The 16840-nt window shown below is 63.6% G+C and carries 17 protein-coding genes; 7 read left to right on the top strand and 10 right to left on the bottom strand.

Features of this window, described 5'->3' with window-relative positions; genetic code table 11:
* Window positions 1–108 precede the first annotated feature (108 nt).
* Window positions 109–1227 (top strand): fatty acid desaturase, encoded by a 1119-nt coding sequence (locus AC3WR3_RS05370; protein WP_492291378.1) that lies wholly within the window; start codon window positions 109–111, stop codon window positions 1225–1227.
* A 473-nt stretch (window positions 1228–1700) separates the two neighbouring features.
* Here AC3WR3_RS05370 and AC3WR3_RS05365 read toward each other — a convergent pair whose 3' ends face one another.
* Window positions 1701–2951 carry a phospholipase D family protein gene (locus AC3WR3_RS05365; protein WP_492291377.1) on the bottom strand — a complete coding sequence of 417 codons (1251 nt, stop codon included), beginning with the start codon at window positions 2949–2951 and terminating at the stop codon, window positions 1701–1703.
* Between the two features lie 75 nt (window positions 2952–3026).
* Here AC3WR3_RS05365 and AC3WR3_RS05360 point away from each other — a divergent pair, with 75 nt between their 5' ends.
* Entirely contained in the window at window positions 3027–3188 is a 162-nt protein-coding gene (locus AC3WR3_RS05360) for a hypothetical protein (RefSeq protein ID WP_492291376.1), read from the top strand.
* A 4-nt stretch (window positions 3189–3192) separates the two neighbouring features.
* Here AC3WR3_RS05360 and AC3WR3_RS05355 read toward each other — a convergent pair whose 3' ends face one another.
* From AC3WR3_RS05355 to tatA, 3 genes are all read right to left on the bottom strand, one after another.
* Entirely contained in the window at window positions 3193–4653 is a 1461-nt protein-coding gene (locus tag AC3WR3_RS05355) for an MltF family protein (protein ID WP_492291375.1), read from the bottom strand.
* Between the two features lie 227 nt (window positions 4654–4880).
* The gene (locus AC3WR3_RS05350) at window positions 4881–5183 is read right to left on the bottom strand and encodes a YfcZ/YiiS family protein (RefSeq protein WP_042650556.1); all 303 of its coding nucleotides are present in this window, start codon (window positions 5181–5183) and stop codon (window positions 4881–4883) included.
* Window positions 5184–5197: 14 nt separating this feature from the next.
* Entirely contained in the window at window positions 5198–5359 is a 162-nt protein-coding gene (tatA, locus tag AC3WR3_RS05345; protein ID WP_492291374.1) for a twin-arginine translocase TatA/TatE family subunit, read from the bottom strand.
* A gap of 281 nt (window positions 5360–5640) precedes the next feature.
* Here tatA and AC3WR3_RS05340 point away from each other — a divergent pair, with 281 nt between their 5' ends.
* The gene (locus AC3WR3_RS05340; protein ID WP_492291373.1) at window positions 5641–6642 is read left to right on the top strand and encodes a LysR substrate-binding domain-containing protein; all 1002 of its coding nucleotides are present in this window, start codon (window positions 5641–5643) and stop codon (window positions 6640–6642) included.
* Window positions 6643–6672: 30 nt separating this feature from the next.
* On the opposite strand, the gene AC3WR3_RS05335 is transcribed toward AC3WR3_RS05340, so the two are convergent.
* Both AC3WR3_RS05335 and AC3WR3_RS05330 read right to left on the bottom strand, forming a co-directional pair.
* Window positions 6673–7272: a YhgN family NAAT transporter gene (locus AC3WR3_RS05335; RefSeq protein WP_139439259.1), complete on the bottom strand. Its 600-nt coding sequence runs from the start codon at window positions 7270–7272 to the stop codon at window positions 6673–6675.
* A 108-nt stretch (window positions 7273–7380) separates the two neighbouring features.
* The gene (locus tag AC3WR3_RS05330; protein ID WP_139439260.1) at window positions 7381–7626 is read right to left on the bottom strand and encodes a YecH family metal-binding protein; all 246 of its coding nucleotides are present in this window, start codon (window positions 7624–7626) and stop codon (window positions 7381–7383) included.
* Between the two features lie 207 nt (window positions 7627–7833).
* Between AC3WR3_RS05330 and AC3WR3_RS05325 the strand changes: the two genes are divergently transcribed.
* Window positions 7834–9117: a dicarboxylate/amino acid:cation symporter gene (locus tag AC3WR3_RS05325; RefSeq protein WP_247627422.1), complete on the top strand. Its 1284-nt coding sequence runs from the start codon at window positions 7834–7836 to the stop codon at window positions 9115–9117.
* 22 nt (window positions 9118–9139) lie between these two features.
* On the opposite strand, the gene AC3WR3_RS05320 is transcribed toward AC3WR3_RS05325, so the two are convergent.
* Together AC3WR3_RS05320 and AC3WR3_RS05315 are read right to left on the bottom strand one after the other, a co-directional pair.
* Window positions 9140–9454 (bottom strand): putative signal transducing protein, encoded by a 315-nt coding sequence (locus AC3WR3_RS05320; protein ID WP_202047789.1) that lies wholly within the window; start codon window positions 9452–9454, stop codon window positions 9140–9142.
* 80 nt (window positions 9455–9534) lie between these two features.
* Window positions 9535–10437 carry a LysR family transcriptional regulator gene (locus tag AC3WR3_RS05315; protein ID WP_025325405.1) on the bottom strand — a complete coding sequence of 301 codons (903 nt, stop codon included), beginning with the start codon at window positions 10435–10437 and terminating at the stop codon, window positions 9535–9537.
* A 98-nt stretch (window positions 10438–10535) separates the two neighbouring features.
* On the opposite strand from AC3WR3_RS05315, the gene AC3WR3_RS05310 reads away from it, so the two are divergent.
* Together AC3WR3_RS05310 and AC3WR3_RS05305 are read left to right on the top strand one after the other, a co-directional pair.
* Window positions 10536–11588, top strand: a complete 1053-nt coding sequence (locus AC3WR3_RS05310; protein WP_265435450.1) for an HlyD family secretion protein — start codon at window positions 10536–10538, stop codon at window positions 11586–11588.
* A complete protein-coding gene (locus AC3WR3_RS05305) occupies window positions 11588–13141 on the top strand; it encodes a DHA2 family efflux MFS transporter permease subunit (protein WP_106885222.1) in 1554 nt (517 codons plus the stop codon). Before AC3WR3_RS05310 ends, AC3WR3_RS05305 begins: the two co-directional genes overlap by 1 nt.
* 89 nt (window positions 13142–13230) lie before the next feature.
* Here AC3WR3_RS05305 and AC3WR3_RS05300 read toward each other — a convergent pair whose 3' ends face one another.
* Window positions 13231–13857, bottom strand: a complete 627-nt coding sequence (locus AC3WR3_RS05300) for a lysoplasmalogenase (protein ID WP_202047793.1) — start codon at window positions 13855–13857, stop codon at window positions 13231–13233.
* A gap of 173 nt (window positions 13858–14030) precedes the next feature.
* Here AC3WR3_RS05300 and AC3WR3_RS05295 point away from each other — a divergent pair, with 173 nt between their 5' ends.
* Entirely contained in the window at window positions 14031–14189 is a 159-nt protein-coding gene (locus AC3WR3_RS05295) for a hypothetical protein (protein ID WP_005332188.1), read from the top strand.
* A gap of 53 nt (window positions 14190–14242) precedes the next feature.
* Here AC3WR3_RS05295 and AC3WR3_RS05290 read toward each other — a convergent pair whose 3' ends face one another.
* Window positions 14243–16795 carry a TRAP transporter permease gene (locus tag AC3WR3_RS05290; RefSeq protein ID WP_492291372.1) on the bottom strand — a complete coding sequence of 851 codons (2553 nt, stop codon included), beginning with the start codon at window positions 16793–16795 and terminating at the stop codon, window positions 14243–14245.
* Window positions 16796–16840 lie beyond the last annotated feature (45 nt).

Below are 16840 nucleotides of genomic sequence, written 5' to 3'. Positions count from 1 at the left end.
CGAAGGCGGGGCCTGGATCAGGTTTGTCTCCGACTTTTTTACCATTGACCCGCATTCCGGCTCAATGGAGAATAGTGGACAGCTGTTCGCTGAATGGAGCCGAGTGAAATGGACCGCCCCCCTATCATCATGACCAACACCCTGCTGTTCGCCCTCTCCGGGCTGACGGCACTGATTGCGGTACCCTGGTACGGCCTGACCCATGGCTATGACCTCTGGCAGTGGGGCAGCTTCCTGCTGCTGTTCTGCTACTGCGGCATCTCCATCACCGCCGGTTATCACCGACTCTGGTCCCACAAGGCCTACAAGGCACACCCCGCCCTGCAATGGTTCTTCGCCCTAGGCGGTGCCCTCGCCCTGCAGAACTCGGCCCTGCACTGGTCGTCCGATCACCGCCGCCACCACCGCCATGTGGATGACAATCAGAAGGATCCCTACAGCGCGGGCCGCGGCTTCTGGTACTCCCACATCGGCTGGATGCTGCGGGAATACCAGCGCGAGATCTACCACGACTACAGCAATGTGCGGGATCTGCAGAACAATGCCATCGTCGCCTTCCAGCACAGGCACTATCTGGCATTGACCCTGGCCACCAACATCGGCATCCCGCTGCTGCTCGGCCTGATCCATGGGGATCTGCTCGGCATGCTGCTGCTCGCCGGGGTGCTGCGCATGGTGATGACCCATCACACCACCTTCTTCATCAACTCCCTTGCCCATATCTGGGGCAGCCAGCCCTTCACCGATCGCAACAGCGCCCGGGACAACGGCATCCTGGCCTTCTTCACCTTCGGCGAGGGGTATCACAACTTCCACCACCTGTTCGAGAACGACTACCGCAACGGCATCCGCTGGTGGCAGTTCGATCCCACCAAGTGGCTGATCCGCACCGCCGCCTGGTGCGGGCTGGCCCGGGATCTCAGATCCTGTCCTGAGGAGCGGATCGAGCAGGCCAGGCTGGAGATGCAGCTCAAGCGAGCCCAGGCCAGACTGCACAAACAGGATGACAGGGAGCTGTGGCAGGCGCTGCTGCAGGAGGAGTACGACAAGCTGAGCCTGCAGATCCAGCACTACTACACCAGCCGCAAGCAGTTGCTGGAGCAGCGCAAGCGCAAGGCGCTGGCGCGCTACGACAGGCTCAAGCTGCAGCTGGAGTATCGCAACCTGCGGGATGGTTTCCTCGTTGCCAAGCGCAATTGGAGTCGCCTGCTGGCCGGTATCGCCTGAGAGACCGACCGCCAGCCCCACTGCCCAAGACCGCCCGCTGGCGGTCTTTTCATGGGTGCTTGGCGATCCCCTGGCATAAAAAATGGGGCGACATTCGCATGTCACCCCCTCGCAAATAGCATGTTCCATATTGGGATCCGGCAATAACAGGACTGATGCGCGTCACGGGTTTCCGCTCCCGATCCGCACTGCCGGCCAGAACACGCTGACCGACCCACTCCCTTGCTGCCTTCACCCACACGGCAGACCAGCCGCCGTGTTTGTCCTTGCAACCGAAATACTACGCAGTTAAATAAAATAAAAAACCGTTATATGCGGCCCCGTATGCAAACGGGGGGGCGGCATCAGGTTGCGCCTATCAACATAAAGTGATTAAAAACAATACGATAAAATCTCAATCCGGCTTTGGATGGCAAACGTTATCCTCTAAGGCGCACAAGGCTTTGCGAGATCTCGCACAAGCCGTGCTCCACTCACAGCCAGGGGCGCAGCGGCAGCCAGTCGCTCAGTCGCGCCAGCAGACGCCGCAGCGTCGAGGACGCCACCACAGGATGGACCGCCGCCCGTTGCCAGCCGCAGAGCCAGTGCCGCAGCTCGGCACAGAGCGCCGGACAGCTCAGATGCAGCATCAGTTCGGTGTTGAGCATCAGGGAGCGGGGATCCAGATTGAAGCTGCCGAGCAGCGCCTCCTCCTCCCCCATCAGGATCAGCTTAGCGTGCAGGCTCTGCGCCTCATCCGACAGCTCGGCCAGCACTATGCCTTGCCGCTCCAGCCAAGGGCGGTGGCGCCGATAGGCGCCATACACCAGGGGCACGTCTGTGCTGGCCAGGGAGTTGGTCAGGATCTCGATGCCGACCCCCGCCTGGCGCTGCCGCTTGAGATGGCGGCGCAGGCTTCGGGTCAGGATCAGGTAAGGACTCACCAACCGCAGCGCCCCCCGGTTGCCCGCCAGCTTGCGCCCCAGCCGGGGCGCCGTGGTCGGCCGGGAGATAAGCCCCTTGCCTGGCCTGTCAAACCAGCACTCTCCGACCCCAGAATGCCAACGCAGGGGGAGAGGTGTTTCATCAAACAGGCTGGCGGGCAGATCGTAGACCATGGCCACTGCCGGGTCGGTCAGGGTCAGAAGGAAGTCGCTCACCGCGCGGATCTCGGCGGGCAGCAGGGGGCGCTGCAGCAGACGCCGGATGGGGTGGCTCCAGCGGCTGCGCCAGAACAGTTCGAAGCCCTGCTCGGCCTGGCGGCAGAGGGGGCCCCGGCAGATCAGATCCAGATCGACGAAGTGAGGGGGCGCACCCAGCCCGAAGTAAGGATCGCCGATGTTGCGACCCCCGATCACCGCCTCGTGGCCATCCACCAGCAGCAGCTTGTTGTGCATGCGGTGGTTGATGCGGCGAAAGCTGAGCAGGCCTTCCAGCAGCAGGGTCAGAGGGCGCCAGCCCCTGAGCCAGAAGGGGTTGAACAGCCGCACCTCGATGCCGGGCTCTGCCGCCACCACCTCCAGGAATCGGTTGTCGCCGGCATAGAGATCGTCGATGAGCAGCTGGACCCGGACCCCGCGCCGCGCCGCATGGAGCAATTCGGACAGCAGCAGCTTGCCGCTGCTGTCCTCCTCCCAGCTGTAATACTGGGCCTGGATCCGGCTGCGGGCGCCACGGATCAGCTGGCAGCGGGCCTTGAGGGCGGCACCGGGATCGTCGAGCAGGGCAAAGTCGGCGGGGATCAAGGGTCATCTCCTTGTCATGAGACGGTGGCATAACCCAGACAACAGCCCCGATTGCGGCGTGTCAAGGAGCCGATGATGGAAGTGCGCGACCACCCCAGCCTCAGCCAGAGACCCCAGGCCAGTCAGCCGGACCCCACTCCCGCCAGACTGCTGACCCCCTGGTATCAGCAGCACAGGGATCAGGGCTGGGAAGCCATCCCCTTTACCCCAGAGGATGGCCTGCCCGACCGGCACTGAGCACTCAGGGCTGCGCCGCCTCCATGGCCTCTGTCTTGCCCTCAAGCTGGGGCAGGCTGAAGCGGTAGGCCACGTAGTATTTGTAGATGGTGCCGACGTAGTTGATGGGGCCCTGGCCGACCTCGTTGGCCACCAGTTGTTCCACGTTGCCAAACCAGACGTTCGGATCCAGCCCCCTCTCCCTGGCCTTGGCCTGCAGCGCCTGCACCCGGTTCGGGCCCGCATTGTAGGCCGCCAGGGCGAACAGGTGACGATTGACCCTGTCCATCCCGGGATCGTTGAAGTAGGTATCGAGAATGAGCCGCATGTAACGGCAGGCCGCCTCCACACTGCCTTCCAGGCTGGTGAGCCTGGCGCCGCGGATCCCCACCTCGCCCCCCGTGCTCGGCAGCAGTTGCATGATGCCGACGGCCCCGCGGTTGGAGCGGACATTGGGATTGAGTCCCGACTCCTTGTAGGCCAGCGCCGCCAGCATCAGCCAGTCGAGATCATATTTCTCGGCCTGGGTTTCCAGTACCTTGCGGATGGTTGACAGCCGCCCCAGGGGATCCGGCGCCAGTATGTTGCTCATCTTGTCACTCTGGGCCAGCAGGCGACGCAGTGTCATGTCGCTGTAGAGGGTGCGTTTGCTCGACTCGGAGATATAGGCGTTCACCGCCTTCAGCAGCTCGGGGCTGTTGTTGCGCAGTGCCCAGGCGCTGCGCCCCTTGTCCCGCAGCGGGATCAGCTTGTGGGCCTTGAGGCCCCCTATCATGTCGAGCCAGATCCGCCCCTTGAAGCTGTCGGTGACGGTCAGCGGTATGATGCCGGCCGCCACCATCTCCAGCAGATCCCCGTCCTGCAGGTACTCGGGCACTGTCTCTATGTAGACGGGGGGCAGCCCCAGCTCGCGGAACAGCCAGTTGAGCTGGTGCAGGCTCTCGTAATAGCTGGAGCTGGCCCGCACCCAGATCCGCCGACCGGAGAGCTGGGTGATGCGGTTGAAACCCGTCAGCTCCCGCTGGCTCACCACCCACTCCTCGATGGGCGAGATGAGCGGCTGGGAGAAGGTGACCTGCTCGCGCCGGGTCGGCGTCACCGTCAGGTTGGCCGCCACCAGATCCCCCCGCCCCTCGGCGAGATAGTCCAGCAGCTTGTCCTGACGCACCGGGATATAGATGATCTTGAGCTTGAGCTTCTCCTTGGGGAGATAGGTCTGGTTCAGCCAGCGCTCGAAGCCTTGCAGCTGATTGACCAGGATGCCGTACTGGGCCCCCTTGTCGAAAAAGAAGAAACCCCGTTCATAGACCACCAGGGCCCTGAGCTCCTTCTGTTGCAGTATGTGTTCGAGATCCCCGGGTTGGGGCAGGAGCTTGGGCTTGACGTCCGCGGCACGCGAAGGGGTATCGCCAGGCGGGGAACCGGGATTCGCCGCCAGCAGGGGGAGAGAACAGAGGACCAGCAGGGCCCAAATCCATCGCATCATGAGGTAGCCACCTTCTGTTGGTCGACTCGCGCCTTGAGATTCTCGGCAGGACAAGGCCCGACACACGGGACTCATGACGGGGTGCCATCACTGCATCATGGCACTCTCCTGCCACGGAGCCACAGGTGCCGGACTGGCACGGGATAGTCCGCGGGATAACTCACTATACAACGGGTATGGCCGCCGGAGGGGCAATACGGCAGGCAAGCCTGCCGTCTCATCGGGGCTCAGATAGAGCGGGCACGCATCTCGAAAATCAGCTTCTCGGCGGTGCAGGTGAATTGCAGGCGGGCCTTCAGGATCACGCCGTCGGCGCCCTGGGTCAGTTCGCTGTCGATCACGGCCTCGGCGGTCACCTGCTTGGCCAGCGCCTCATAGGCTGCGAGCTTGGCGCGAGCGTCGGCTTCTGCCGCGGCCTCGATCACCAGCTCCATCACATCGTCCCCTTCACCTATGATGGTGCCGATCTCGGCGAAACAGCCGCAGCTGTCGCAGGTTTCATTCAATTCCACTTTTTCGTCTACAGACATACTTCCACTCCTACTCATTTCGGATGTACTTCATCGTCACGCAAGGCTTTACGAAAATCCCTGATGGCGGTGCCCAGATCCTCACCGGCGCCGGCCAGGCGTTTGCTGCCAAACACCACGACGACCACCACCACCAGGATCAACAGATGCCAGATATGAATTCCACCAAGTCCCATAGGGCGACTCCTGACAGATAGATACCCGTTGTTTGTATCAAAAGAAGGCGCAACGATTGTTGGGCAAAATCAAGGCAGGCGCAAGTTGGCAGGAAAATCGTCAAAAAACATAAAAAGATACGGCGACCCTTGGCCGCCGTATGAGTCGGTGCTACTTGTCCCCTCAACCGCTACATCCTGTACCAGTCGCCATGAAGGCGAGAGACAGGTCGAGCATAGGGTCGCCAAGATATGAAAACAAATGGTATAAATTCATCTAAGAGTTGAAGAGGATTCATATCATGTTGCTGGAACAGCTCGGGCGCATAGATCTTAATTTGTTGATTATCCTGCAAGTCTTGCTGGAAGAGCGCAATGGCAGCCGGGCCGCCCGCCGTCTGCATCTGAGCCAGTCGGCCGTCAGCAAGGCCCTGGGTCGCCTGCGGGAAACCTTCGACGATCCCCTGTTCGTCCGCTCCGCCTACGGGCTGGATCCCACCCCGCGCGCCCTCGATCTGCAGCAGCAGTTGCAACCCATACTGCTCTCCCTGGACAACCTGATCCAGCCCCCCGCCTTCGATCCCGCCAGCACAGAGCGGGAGTTCGTCATCGCCAGCATGGACAGCGCCTTCACCCTGTTCGCGCCGCTCTATCTGAGCGAGCTCAAGCGCCAGGCACCGGGGATCCGGCTGCGCTACGAGGAGTGGACAGAGCACAGCCTGACCGAGATGAGCCAGGGTCAGGTGGACATCGCCTTCACGGTGCGGGAGAACTGCATCAACTCGGATTTCAGGCTGGATACCCTGCCCAACGCCATCTGCCAGCGACTGCTCGCCATCGATGACCTCACCTGCCTGGTGCAGCGGGATCACCCGGCCCTGCGCGAACCCGAGTGGGATCTCCCCCGCTACCTGGCCTATCCCCATGTGCAGACCTATTGCGAGGGACGGGATCGCTGGATGCTGGATCACAAGCTGGCGGAGCAGGATCTCTACCGCCGTATCGAGGCGACCGTGCCCTCCTTCGAGGCGGCGCTGCGCATGGGCATGCACTCGGACATGATAGTGACCCTGTCACGGCTCTATGCCCGCCACGCCACCCAGGTCTATCCGCTGGTGCCGCTGCCGCTGCCCATCGCCCTGGACAGCATCTCCCACCTGCTCATCTGGCATCAGCGCCACGAGGAGGATCCGGGCCACCGCTGGCTGCGGGAGACATTGCTCACCCTCATCATGGGCAAGCTGGAGACCCCAGGCGACCCGTCCCGCCAGTACGAGGCGCTGGCCGTCATGGACGCACAATAGGAAAGGGGCTGCCTGGCAGCCCCTTTCTTCTTACCCCTGGCCCGTCACAGCCAAATAGTGGTGCACCCCATCCAGCAGCATCTGCACCGAGATCATCACCAGCAGCATGCCCATCAGCCGCTCCACGGCGGTGAGTCCTCGCTCACCCAGCAGCTTGTTGAACAGCTCGTAGAACATCAGGATCACGGCGCTGGCGCCCCAGGCCATCAGCAGGGCCAGGGACCAGTCCGCCATCCGGGTCGGCTCCTGGTTCGCCAGCAGCAGCAGGGAGGCCAGTATGGAGGGGCCCGCTATCATGGGGATGGCCATGGGCACCAGGAAGGGCTCCTCCCCCGCCGCCAGCCCGGTCACGCCGCCGGGGCTCGGGAAGATCATCTTGATGGCGATGAGGAACAAGATGATGCCCCCGGCGATGCTGACCGCCTCCTGGCGCAGGTTCAGGAAGCTCAGGATCTGCTGACCGGCAAACAGGAAGCCCAGCATGATGGCCAGGGAGAACAGCAGCTCGCGGATCATCACCTTGCGCCGCCGCTTGGGATCGACATGACGCAGTATAGAGAGGAAGACCGGCAGGTTGCCCAGCGGATCCATGATCAGAAACAACATGACGGCAGCGGAGAAAGTATCCATACAGATTCCGGGCGTTGCCCAGGCCAAGCCTTTAACAGAGGAGGGAGAGGGCGAAATATAACAAAGGAGGCGGGATTCGGCGAGCGCCCCGGCGCGCTCGCCGCGGGATCAGCCGTGGTTGCAGATCTTGTCGGCCCGGGTCTGGAAGCCCTGCTCGGACTCGATGAACTTGCCGCGTCTGGCCAGCAAGTCGATCAGCGCCTCTGCATCCATCTCGCTCGCGCTGCAGGTATGGAAGCGGGCATCGGCGCCAAAGCGCGCCTCAATCGCCTCCCTGAGGCTGGCCCGGGTAAAATGGCCCCCCTCTTCCAGCATCATCTCCATCACTTCGTGACCGTGTATCGACTGGGACATCTCAAGCCTCTTTAATCATCATGTCAGATGTCCATTAGAGCCTGAACCCAGGTCCCCGATCTTGATATAAGCCAACAAAACGCCTTTTTTAACTCCCCCGGGCTGGCCGTGAGCCTCGCTTTGTCGATAATGTGGCAACCTGATCGGGGGATGGCTACACTAGCGCCCCCTTTGCCATCGCAGACAGAAAATAAGGACATTGGCGTCATGCTGTTCCATGGATTGGTCTTCAAGCCCTGGCGGATCTGGACCCGCCGCCCGCTCTGGTTGAAGACACTGCTCGGCATGCTGACCGGGATAGGTCTGGGGCTCTGCTTCAGCGAGCAGGCACTGCTGCTCAAGCCCATCGGCGTCCTGTTCGTGAACACCATACAGATGCTGATGGTACCCCTCATCTTCTGCTCCGTCATCGCCGGCCTTACCTCATTGCTCAAGGGCAAGAGCCTGGACAGGATCGGCAGCAAGGCCATAGGTCTCTACCTCTGCTCCACCGCCGTCGCCATCTGCATCGGCCTGGTGATGGGCTGGCTGCTGGAGCCCGGCATGGGCGCCAACATGGGGCCCTACGAACGGACCGGGGTGATGGTGCAGCCGACCCTGGCCAGCGTGCTGAGCCATCTGGTGCCCCACAACCCGGTACAGGCCATGGTGGATGGCAAGATACTGCAGGTGATCGTCTTTGCGGTGGCCCTCGCCCTGGCCCTCAATGCCACCGGCCGGCGCGGCCGCCCCGCCATCCTGTTCTTCACCTCCCTGGCGGAGGGGATGTTCAAGCTGACCCAGATGGTGATGGCGCTGGCCCCCTATGGCGTCTGCGCCCTGATGGCCTGGATGACGGGCAAATACGGGGTGAGCCTGCTGCTGCCCCTGCTCAAGGTGATAGGCGCCGTCTACCTCGGCTGCCTGCTGCATGTGCTCGGGGTCTACAGCAGCCTGCTGATCCTGCTGGCCCGCCTCAATCCGCTGCACTACTTCAAGAGCATCGTCGACGCCCAGGCGGTGGCCTTCACCAGCAGCTCAAGCAGCAGCACCCTGCCCATCAGCCTGGCCTGCGCCGAGCGCCGGCTGGGGGTCTCTCCCGCCATCACCGCCAAGGTGCTGCCCATTGGCGCCACCATCAACATGGATGGCACCGCCCTCTATCAGGGAGTAACGGCGCTGTTCGTGGCCCAGGCATTCGGGGTGGATCTGCACGTGGTGGATTACCTGACCATCATCAGCATCGCCACCCTGGCCAGCATAGGCACGGCGGGTACGCCGGGCACCGGGCTGATGCTGCTGACCCTGACCCTGACCGCAGTGGGACTGCCGTTGGAAGGGGTGGCGCTCATCGCCGGAATAGACAGAATCCTCGACATGGCCAGAACCACGGTCAACGTCTCCGGCGACATCCTGGTGTCAGTGCTGATCGCCCGCAGCGAGAAGGAGCTGGATCTGGCGATCTATCACGATGCCAGCGCGGGGGAGGACATCGACTTCACCCTGCGCTGAGGGGCGGGAGAAGGGGGAGATCTCAGTGATCCTGGGGATCGTGATGGCAGCGCCAACAGATATCGAAGTTGGCGCCGTTCTCCTCTCCGCACTGGCCGCACAGCCAGCCATTGCCCTGGCGCTGCTGGTAGCGCTCTATGATCCGGCCTGCCCGCTGACGATCCTGCTCGCTCACCATCAGGGTGACCTGCAGCAGATCCACGGGCAGCTCCCCCAGCGCCCCCGAGAGCCCCTCCCCGCTTAGCCGCACCCGCACTCCTTCGACTTCCAGCGCTCCCTTCAAGGCATGCGCCTCCAGTGAGTGAGAGGCCCGATACAAGTTAATCCACTGCTCCATAAATCCTCACCTCGCAACCCCTTGTCGATGCACCGGCGGCGGCAGCCCCCGGACCATCACTCTCCATGGCCGCTTGCCGCTCACAGCAGGTTGTCGATGCCGTAAGTCGGGCCATTGGCCACCAGAAAATCGATAAACACCCGCAACTTGCGCGGCATCAGCCGCCGCTCGGGAAACAGCAGATAGATGGGCACCTTGGGCTGCTGCCAGTCCGGCAGCAAAGCCACCAGAGAGCCGTCGGCCAGCTCATCATGGCACAACATGGCGGGCAGGGAGGCGAGCCCCAGCCCGGCCTTCGCCGCCTCTCTGGCACAGGTGATGTTGTTGACCTGGAAGCGGGACGGCGGATCCACCAGCACCTCCCGGCCATCCCGTTCAAAACACCAGTGGGAGGCGAGAAAACCGCTGCTCACCGCGACCCGCTCATGGCGCACCAGATCCTCGGGCCGGGTGATGGCCGGGCTGCGCGCCAGATAATCCGGGCTGGCGCAGAGCAGGCGCCCCGTGCTCCACAGGCGCCGTGCCGCCAGGTTGGAGTCGCTCATGTCGCCGATCCGCACTATGGCATCCAGCCCCTCGCTGATGGGATCCACTATGCGGTTGGTCAGCTCCAGATCCACCCGCAGCCCCGGATAGGCTTGCAGAAAGTGGGCCACCAGCCGGCCCACCACCAGCTGTCCCGTTTCGATGGGGACCGCCAGCTTGAGGGTGCCTGTCACCTCCTGCTGGCTGGCACTCAGCATCAGCTCGGCCTGGGCCAGCTCTTCCACCGCCTTGCTGCAGCGCAGGTAATACTGCTCCCCGGCTTCGGTCAGGGTGAGCTGGCGGGTGGAGCGATAGAGCAGCCGCACGCCGAGGTGCTGCTCCAGCTCGGCGATGCGGCGGCTCACCGTCGCCTTGGTCATGCCCAGCTCCTGGGCGGCGGCGGTGAAGGAGCCCTTGTCGACGATGCGCACCAGAATCAAGGCTGCGTTCAGGTCCATTGTCTCACCAGTGAAACTGTATATCTCATGAATGGATACTAATCGAAACAGTTACGCGATGTTAGCCTGCCCGCCACAGTTCAGGAAAAACCCATATCATGAGTCAACACAAGAAGATCCCCCTGCTGGCAGCCCTGCTGCTGGCCCTGTTCGGCCTGCTGTTTGCCGCCTACTGGTATCTGCACGGCCGCCATTTCGAGAGTACCGACAACGCCTATCTGCAGAGCGAGGTGACCGGCATCGGCTCCAAGCTGCCCGGCTACATCAGCGAGGTGCTGGTGACCGACAACCAGGAGGTCAAGGCCGGCCAGCTCATCGCCAGACTGGACGACAGGGAGTACAGAACCCGGGTGCTCGAGGCCGAGGCCGATCTGCACCTCAATCAGGCGACCGCGGAGAACCTGGCCGCCACCCGTACCCAGCAACTGAGCCTCATTCGCCAAGCCGAGGCCAGGGTCAGCTCCGCCAATGCCGAGCAGGTGCGGGCCCAGCAGCAGGTGCGCCGGGTCAGTCAGCTCAATCAGCGCAACTACAGCTCCCAGGACAGCCTGGACGAGGTGCGCGCCGGTCTGCAGGTCAATCAGGCCCAGGAGCAGGAGGCCAGAGCCGCCCTGCAGGCCGCTCGCGAGCGCCTGCTGGTGCTGGACGCCGAAGCCAAGCAGAACCAGGCCAGACTGGCACTGAGTGAGGCCCAGCTCGAACAGGCCAGGCTGGAGCTCGGCTACACAGAGCTGCGGGCCCCGGCGGACGGCATCATAGGCAAGCGCAGCCTGCGGGAAGGGCTCTATGTGCAGTCCGGCATGCAGGTGGCCAGCCTGGTACCGCTGCAACAGGTGTGGGTCGAGGCGAACTTCAAGGAGACCCAGCTGCAGCACATGCAACCGGGTCAGCGCGTGGAGGTGATCCTGGATGCCTATCCGGATCAGCCGGTCGAGGGGATCATCGACAGCCTGGCCCCTGCCACCGGCGCCAAGTTCGCCCTGCTGCCACCGGAGAACGCCACCGGCAACTTCACCAAGATAGTGCAGCGGGTGCCGGTCAAGATCCGCATCCCCGAGCCGGGCGCACTGGCGGGCAAGCTTCGTCCTGGTCTCTCCAGCGAGGTGATAGTGGACACCCGCACCCCTGATCCCGTGGTCGCCGCCAACTGATGGAACCCATTCCACGTCGCAACTGGATCGCGGTCATGGGGGGCCTCATCGGCGCCTTCATGGCCATACTCGACATCCAGATCACCAACGCCTCCCTGAAGGACATTCAGGGCGCCCTCTCGGCCACCCTGAGCGAGAGCTCCTGGATCTCCACCTCCTACCTGGTGGCGGAGATGATCGCCATCCCCCTGAGCGGCTGGCTGAGCCGGGGGCTGAGCGTGCGCCGCTACCTGCTGTGGACCACGGGGGCCTTCATCGTCGCCTCCGTGCTCTGCTCATTCAGCTGGAACCTCACCAGCATGATCGTCTTCCGGGCGCTGCAGGGCTTCACCGGCGGGGCGCTGATCCCCATGGCCTTCTCCCTCATCGTCAGCCTGCTGCCGCTGCACAAGCGGGCCACCGGCATGGCGCTGTTCGGCCTGTGCGCCACCTTCGCCCCCGCCATAGGTCCGACGCTGGGGGGCTGGCTGACGGAGCAGCTCTCCTGGCACTACATCTTCTACCTAAACGTGCCCCCCGGCCTGCTGGTGATGGCCATGCTGGCCCACGGCCTGGACAGGAAGCCGGTGGACTGGGAGGTGATAAAACGGGTGGATCTGGTCGGCATCCTCACCATGGCGGTGGGGTTGGGTCTGCTGGAGGTGGTGCTGGAGGAGGGCAACAGAGAGGACTGGTTCGGTTCCAGCTTCATAGTGCGGCTCACCGTCATCTCGGTGGTGGCCCTGGTGTTCTTCGTCATCAGCCAGCTGCTGCGCCGCCATCCCCTGGTCAATCTGCGGCTGCTGCACAGCCCGCGCTTCGCCCTGGCCTGCTTCGCCTATCTGGTGCTCGGCATGGCGCTGATGGGCTCCATCTATGTGCTGCCGCTCTACATGGCGCAGATCCACAACTACAACGCCCTGGAGATAGGGGAGGTGCTGATGTGGATGGGCCTGCCCCAGTTGCTGGTGCTGCCCCTGGTGCCCAGGCTGGTCACCCGGATAGATCCGCGCTACCTGGTGAGCTTCGGCTTCCTGGTGTTCGCCATCAGCTGCTTCATGAACGTCAACATGAGCGCCGACTACGCCGGCCCTCAGCTGATCCAGTCGCTGATAGTGCGGGCCCTGGGCCAGCCCTTCATCATGGTGCCCCTCTCCCTGGTGGCGACCGCCAGTCTGACCCCGGAGGAGATCCCCTCCTCCTCCACCCTGCTCAACGTGCTGCGCAACCTCGGTGGGGCCTTCGGCATCGCCATCATAGCCACCCTGATCGACAACGACACCCGCATCCACGCCAGCCAGATAGGCAGCACCCTGGCCGCCACCAGCATAGAGGGGCAGAGCTACCTGCTGCAGCTGGCCCAGACCATGATGGCCCAGGGCTCGGATCCCGCGCTCGCCCAGCAGCAGGCCAGAGCCATGCTGTCCAATACCATCAACCGGGAGGCCGCCATCATGGCCTACAACCAGGTGTTCTACGTGATGGGCATCTTCCTGCTCATCGCCAGCGCCCTGATGCTGCTGCTCAGGCAACCGGCCCCCAGAGCCGCGGACGCCGAGCCGCTGGAGGCGTGACACCGGCATGGCAAAACGGGCCCCATGGCCCGTTTTTCTTGTGTGGGAGTGCGTGTCCCGTTTGCCCTCTGCACAGGGCCCCGAGGCGCTCAGCCCGCCAGGGAGGCGGCGATCAGGAACTGGGCGGCGAAGTAGCTGCTCATGATCCAGGCCGTGGCATGGGGGAAGGGGCGGCGGAAGCGATCGAGGGCCAGCATGCTGTCGGAGAAGAGGAACATCAGTGCCCCCACCAGGGCCGCAGCAGAACCCGCGGTAAGAGAGGCGTGCCAGGCACCGGCGGCGACCCAGGCCATACCGATGATCACCAGCATGTAGCAGAAGACGGGGATCTTCATCTCGCCGAGCTTGCCCCACAGCAGGCCGAACACCATGCCGGCCACCAGCAACAGCAGCAGGCCATCCACCAGCTTGAGCACAAGGGGGCCCTGGGCAAAGCCGACTATGTAGCAGAGGTGCGCGACAAAAAATGCCGCCAGTCCCTGGATGAAGCGATCCCGTGGCAGCATCAGCAGCACGTCACCCGCCAGCGACAGGCAGAGGCCGAGCAGGATCCAGGCGTGGGAACCGTTGTGGTCATCGCTCTGGTAGCCAAAGGCCAGGGCGATGATGAACAGCATGGTCAGGGGTTTGCTGATGTAGAACTGACGGGAGTCTGAGCCATAAGCCGCGCGGATGTGCCACCAGCCAGATGCGATGATCAAGAAACTCAATAACATGCCCTGCTCCTCACCGATTGCTCGCGGTCACACGGCAACCTCTTTAGTGCCCGCAAGAGTAGCAAATTCCCCCGCCCAGTGGCAGGGGGGTGAAGCAGATGGCACCCTACACCTAAAGTCTAATTGCCCCCTGCTCGCGGCTCGGGCATAAGAGACAGCTCTGGAAGATCACCATGGAAGACGCAATGACCAACTACCTGCCCGCCATCGATATCATGATGTGCCACCTGGGGATCAGCTTCGAACAAGCCTGTGAACAGCTTGGTCTGAGCCCGCAGGAACAACAGACCCTGGATCAGCTGCAAAAGCAGAAGCAGACCCAATCAAACTAGCCTGCCCGGTATTGAAAACGGCGCCATCGAGGCGCCGTTTTTATTGGTGGTGTCTATGAGCAGGTGGCCCGTCGCCGTTGCAGCCAGATCACCAGCGCAAACAGCAGGAAGCCCGGGATCCACATCAGCTCCTTGTGCCAGCGTTCGGTAGGCGCCTTCACGGAGAGGATCTCCTGATCAAACTCCATGCCGGCCGCCGCCGCCGGACTGCCGAAGGTGACGTTGTCGATCAGGGTCTTGCCGTCCTGCTCATACAGGGTCAGCCCCAGGCCGGCCAATCGCTCTTCGCCATCGGCACCGGCCGGTACCGCCAGCAACACAGTGGATTGACGCAGCTTGCCCACCGTATCCTCCCCCTGGATCCGCAGTCGCAGTGTGCTCTCCGCTTCCACCTCGCCCAGGGTCCGGGCCAGCTGGGCGGGAGGCGTCTCACGATAGGGATCGTGCACCATGTCCATCCAGAAACCGGGACGGAACAGGGTGAAGGCCACCAGCAGCAGCAGCACGTTCTCGTACCAGCGGCTCTTCACCAGGAACCAGCCCTGGGTGGCGGCGGCGAAGATCAGCATGGCGACCGTGGCCACCACGAAGATCAGCACCCCGTGGGCGAAGTCCACGTCGATCAGCAGCAGATCCGTGTTGAAGATGAACAGGAAGGGCAGCGCCGCGGTGCGCAGGCTGTAGTAGAAGGCGGTGATCCCGGTCTTGATGGGATCCCCCTTGGAGACGGCGGCCGCCGCGAACGAGGCCAGCCCCACCGGCGGGGTCACGTCCGCCATGATGCCGAAGTAGAAGACGAACAGGTGCACGGCGATGAGCGGCACTATCAGGCCGTTCTGCTGCCCCAGCGTTACCACCACGGGAGCCAGCAGGCTGGAGACCACTATGTAGTTCGCTGTGGTGGGCAGCCCCATGCCGAGAATAAGGCTCAGCAGGGCGGTGAGGATCAGCATCAGCAGCAGGTTGCCCATGGAGAGCATCTCCACCAGATCCGCCAGCACCAGGCCGACCCCGGTCTGGGAGACGGCACCGACTATGATCCCCGCCGTGGCAGTGGCGATGCCGATGCCGATCATGTTGCGGGCACCGGCCACCAGACCCTCCTTCAAGTCCACCAGACCATCGCGGGCCGAGCCGTAGTCATGCTTGCCGTCGGTACGCAGCCAGTTGAGCAGCGGCCGCTGGGTCAGCAGGATGATCACCAGCATGACGGTACCCCAGAAGGCCGAGAGCCCCGGGGAGAGGCGCTCCACCATCAGGCACCACACCAGCACCACCACAGGCAGCAGGAAGTGCAGGCCGGAGAGCAGCACGGCGCGGGTGTTCGGCAGCTCGGTGAGGGGCTGATCCGGATCCTCGGCGGGCAGCGGCGCATTGCTGGCCGCTATCTTCAGCAGACCCAGATAGACGGCCGCCAGTAGCAGGGCGATCCCTGGCAGGGCGTACTCACCCAGCGCCGGCTTGAGCCAGCCCAGACCATGGTAGACCGCCATCGACAGGCCGCTGATGAGGGTGGCACCGAAGGCGAAGCCGGTCAGGCGACGCAGCCAGGGCTTGGGTTGATGGCCACCGATGGGCTGCATGCCGAGCTTGAGCGCTTCCAGGTGGACTATGTAGAGCAGCGCTATGTAGGAGATGGCCGCCGGCAGGAAGGCGTGCTTGATGATCTCCACGTAGGGAATGCCCACGTACTCCACCATCAGGAAGGCCGCCGCCCCCATCACGGGGGGCATGATCTGGCCGTTGACCGAGGAGGCCACCTCGACCGCCCCCGCCTTCTCCTTGGAGAAGCCGACCCGCTTCATCATGGGGATGGTGAAGGTGCCCGTGGTCACCACGTTGGCGATGGAGGAGCCGGAGATGACCCCGGTCAGGGCCGAGGCCACCACGGCCGCCTTGGCCGGGCCGCCGCGCAGGTGGCCGAGCAGGCTGAAGGCGAGCTGGATGAAGTAGTGACCGGCACCGGCCCGCTCCAGCAGGGCGCCGAACAGCACGAACAGGAACACGAAGCTGGTGGAGACCCCGAGGGCGATGCCGAACACCCCCTCCGTGGTGATCCACTGGTGGTTCGCCAGCGCGGTGAAGCTCACCCCGCGGTGCGCCAGCAGCCCCGGCATCCAGGGGCCGGCCAGGCTGTAGGCGAGAAACACCAGGGCGATCACCGCCAGGGCCGGGCCCAGGGCACGGCGAGCGGCTTCCAGCAACAGCGGAATGCCGATGCAGGCGGTGATCAGATCGGCCGTGGTGAGGTTGCCGGGGCGCTGGGCCAGGGCCTCATACATGACGAACAGATAGGCGGCCGCACCGGCGGCGATCAGACCGAGGGCGATGTCGCCGAGGGGCACCCTGTCTCTGGGGGAACGCCGGAAGGCCGGGAACACCAGATAGGCCAGCAGCAGGGCGAAGGTCAGGTGAATGGCGCGGGTTTCGGTGTCATTGAGTACGCCGACCCCGAAAATGAAGGGGAGCGGCGAGGCGATCCAGAGCTGGAACAGGGACCAGGCCAGCGCCAGCCCGGTGATCAGCCAGCCCATGAGGCCGAGGGGCAGCCGGGCGCCCACGTCCTGGGCGATCAGTTCCTCGGTAGAGAGTTGTTTTTCTTGCATAGGGTTAACTTTTGCCTGCGAGTACAACGACACGACACCCGCTGC

This window comes from Aeromonas sp. EU05-FHT14A05 (assembly GCF_058791175.1).
Note: the sequence above shows the minus strand (reverse complement) of the source record. Positions and strands in the feature narration are given on the sequence as shown.

Excerpts from the sequence above, each read along its gene's own strand:
- AC3WR3_RS05370 (WP_492291378.1), top strand. The coding sequence starts at position 109 with ATGGACCGCCCCCCTATCATCATGACCAACACCCTGCTGTTCGCCCTC.
- AC3WR3_RS05360 (WP_492291376.1), top strand. The coding sequence starts at position 3,027 with ATGGAAGTGCGCGACCACCCCAGCCTCAGCCAGAGACCCCAGGCCAGT.
- AC3WR3_RS05355 (WP_492291375.1), bottom strand. The coding sequence starts at position 4,653 with ATGATGCGATGGATTTGGGCCCTGCTGGTCCTCTGTTCTCTCCCCCTG.
- AC3WR3_RS05350 (WP_042650556.1), bottom strand. The coding sequence starts at position 5,183 with ATGTCTGTAGACGAAAAAGTGGAATTGAATGAAACCTGCGACAGCTGC.
- tatA (WP_492291374.1), bottom strand. The coding sequence starts at position 5,359 with ATGGGACTTGGTGGAATTCATATCTGGCATCTGTTGATCCTGGTGGTG.
- AC3WR3_RS05340 (WP_492291373.1), top strand. The coding sequence starts at position 5,641 with ATGTTGCTGGAACAGCTCGGGCGCATAGATCTTAATTTGTTGATTATC.
- AC3WR3_RS05335 (WP_139439259.1), bottom strand. The coding sequence starts at position 7,272 with ATGGATACTTTCTCCGCTGCCGTCATGTTGTTTCTGATCATGGATCCG.
- AC3WR3_RS05330 (WP_139439260.1), bottom strand. The coding sequence starts at position 7,626 with ATGTCCCAGTCGATACACGGTCACGAAGTGATGGAGATGATGCTGGAA.
- AC3WR3_RS05325 (WP_247627422.1), top strand. The coding sequence starts at position 7,834 with ATGCTGTTCCATGGATTGGTCTTCAAGCCCTGGCGGATCTGGACCCGC.
- AC3WR3_RS05320 (WP_202047789.1), bottom strand. The coding sequence starts at position 9,454 with ATGGAGCAGTGGATTAACTTGTATCGGGCCTCTCACTCACTGGAGGCG.
- AC3WR3_RS05315 (WP_025325405.1), bottom strand. The coding sequence starts at position 10,437 with ATGGACCTGAACGCAGCCTTGATTCTGGTGCGCATCGTCGACAAGGGC.
- AC3WR3_RS05310 (WP_265435450.1), top strand. The coding sequence starts at position 10,536 with ATGAGTCAACACAAGAAGATCCCCCTGCTGGCAGCCCTGCTGCTGGCC.
- AC3WR3_RS05305 (WP_106885222.1), top strand. The coding sequence starts at position 11,588 with ATGGAACCCATTCCACGTCGCAACTGGATCGCGGTCATGGGGGGCCTC.
- AC3WR3_RS05300 (WP_202047793.1), bottom strand. The coding sequence starts at position 13,857 with ATGTTATTGAGTTTCTTGATCATCGCATCTGGCTGGTGGCACATCCGC.
- AC3WR3_RS05295 (WP_005332188.1), top strand. The coding sequence starts at position 14,031 with ATGGAAGACGCAATGACCAACTACCTGCCCGCCATCGATATCATGATG.
- AC3WR3_RS05290 (WP_492291372.1), bottom strand. The coding sequence starts at position 16,795 with ATGCAAGAAAAACAACTCTCTACCGAGGAACTGATCGCCCAGGACGTG.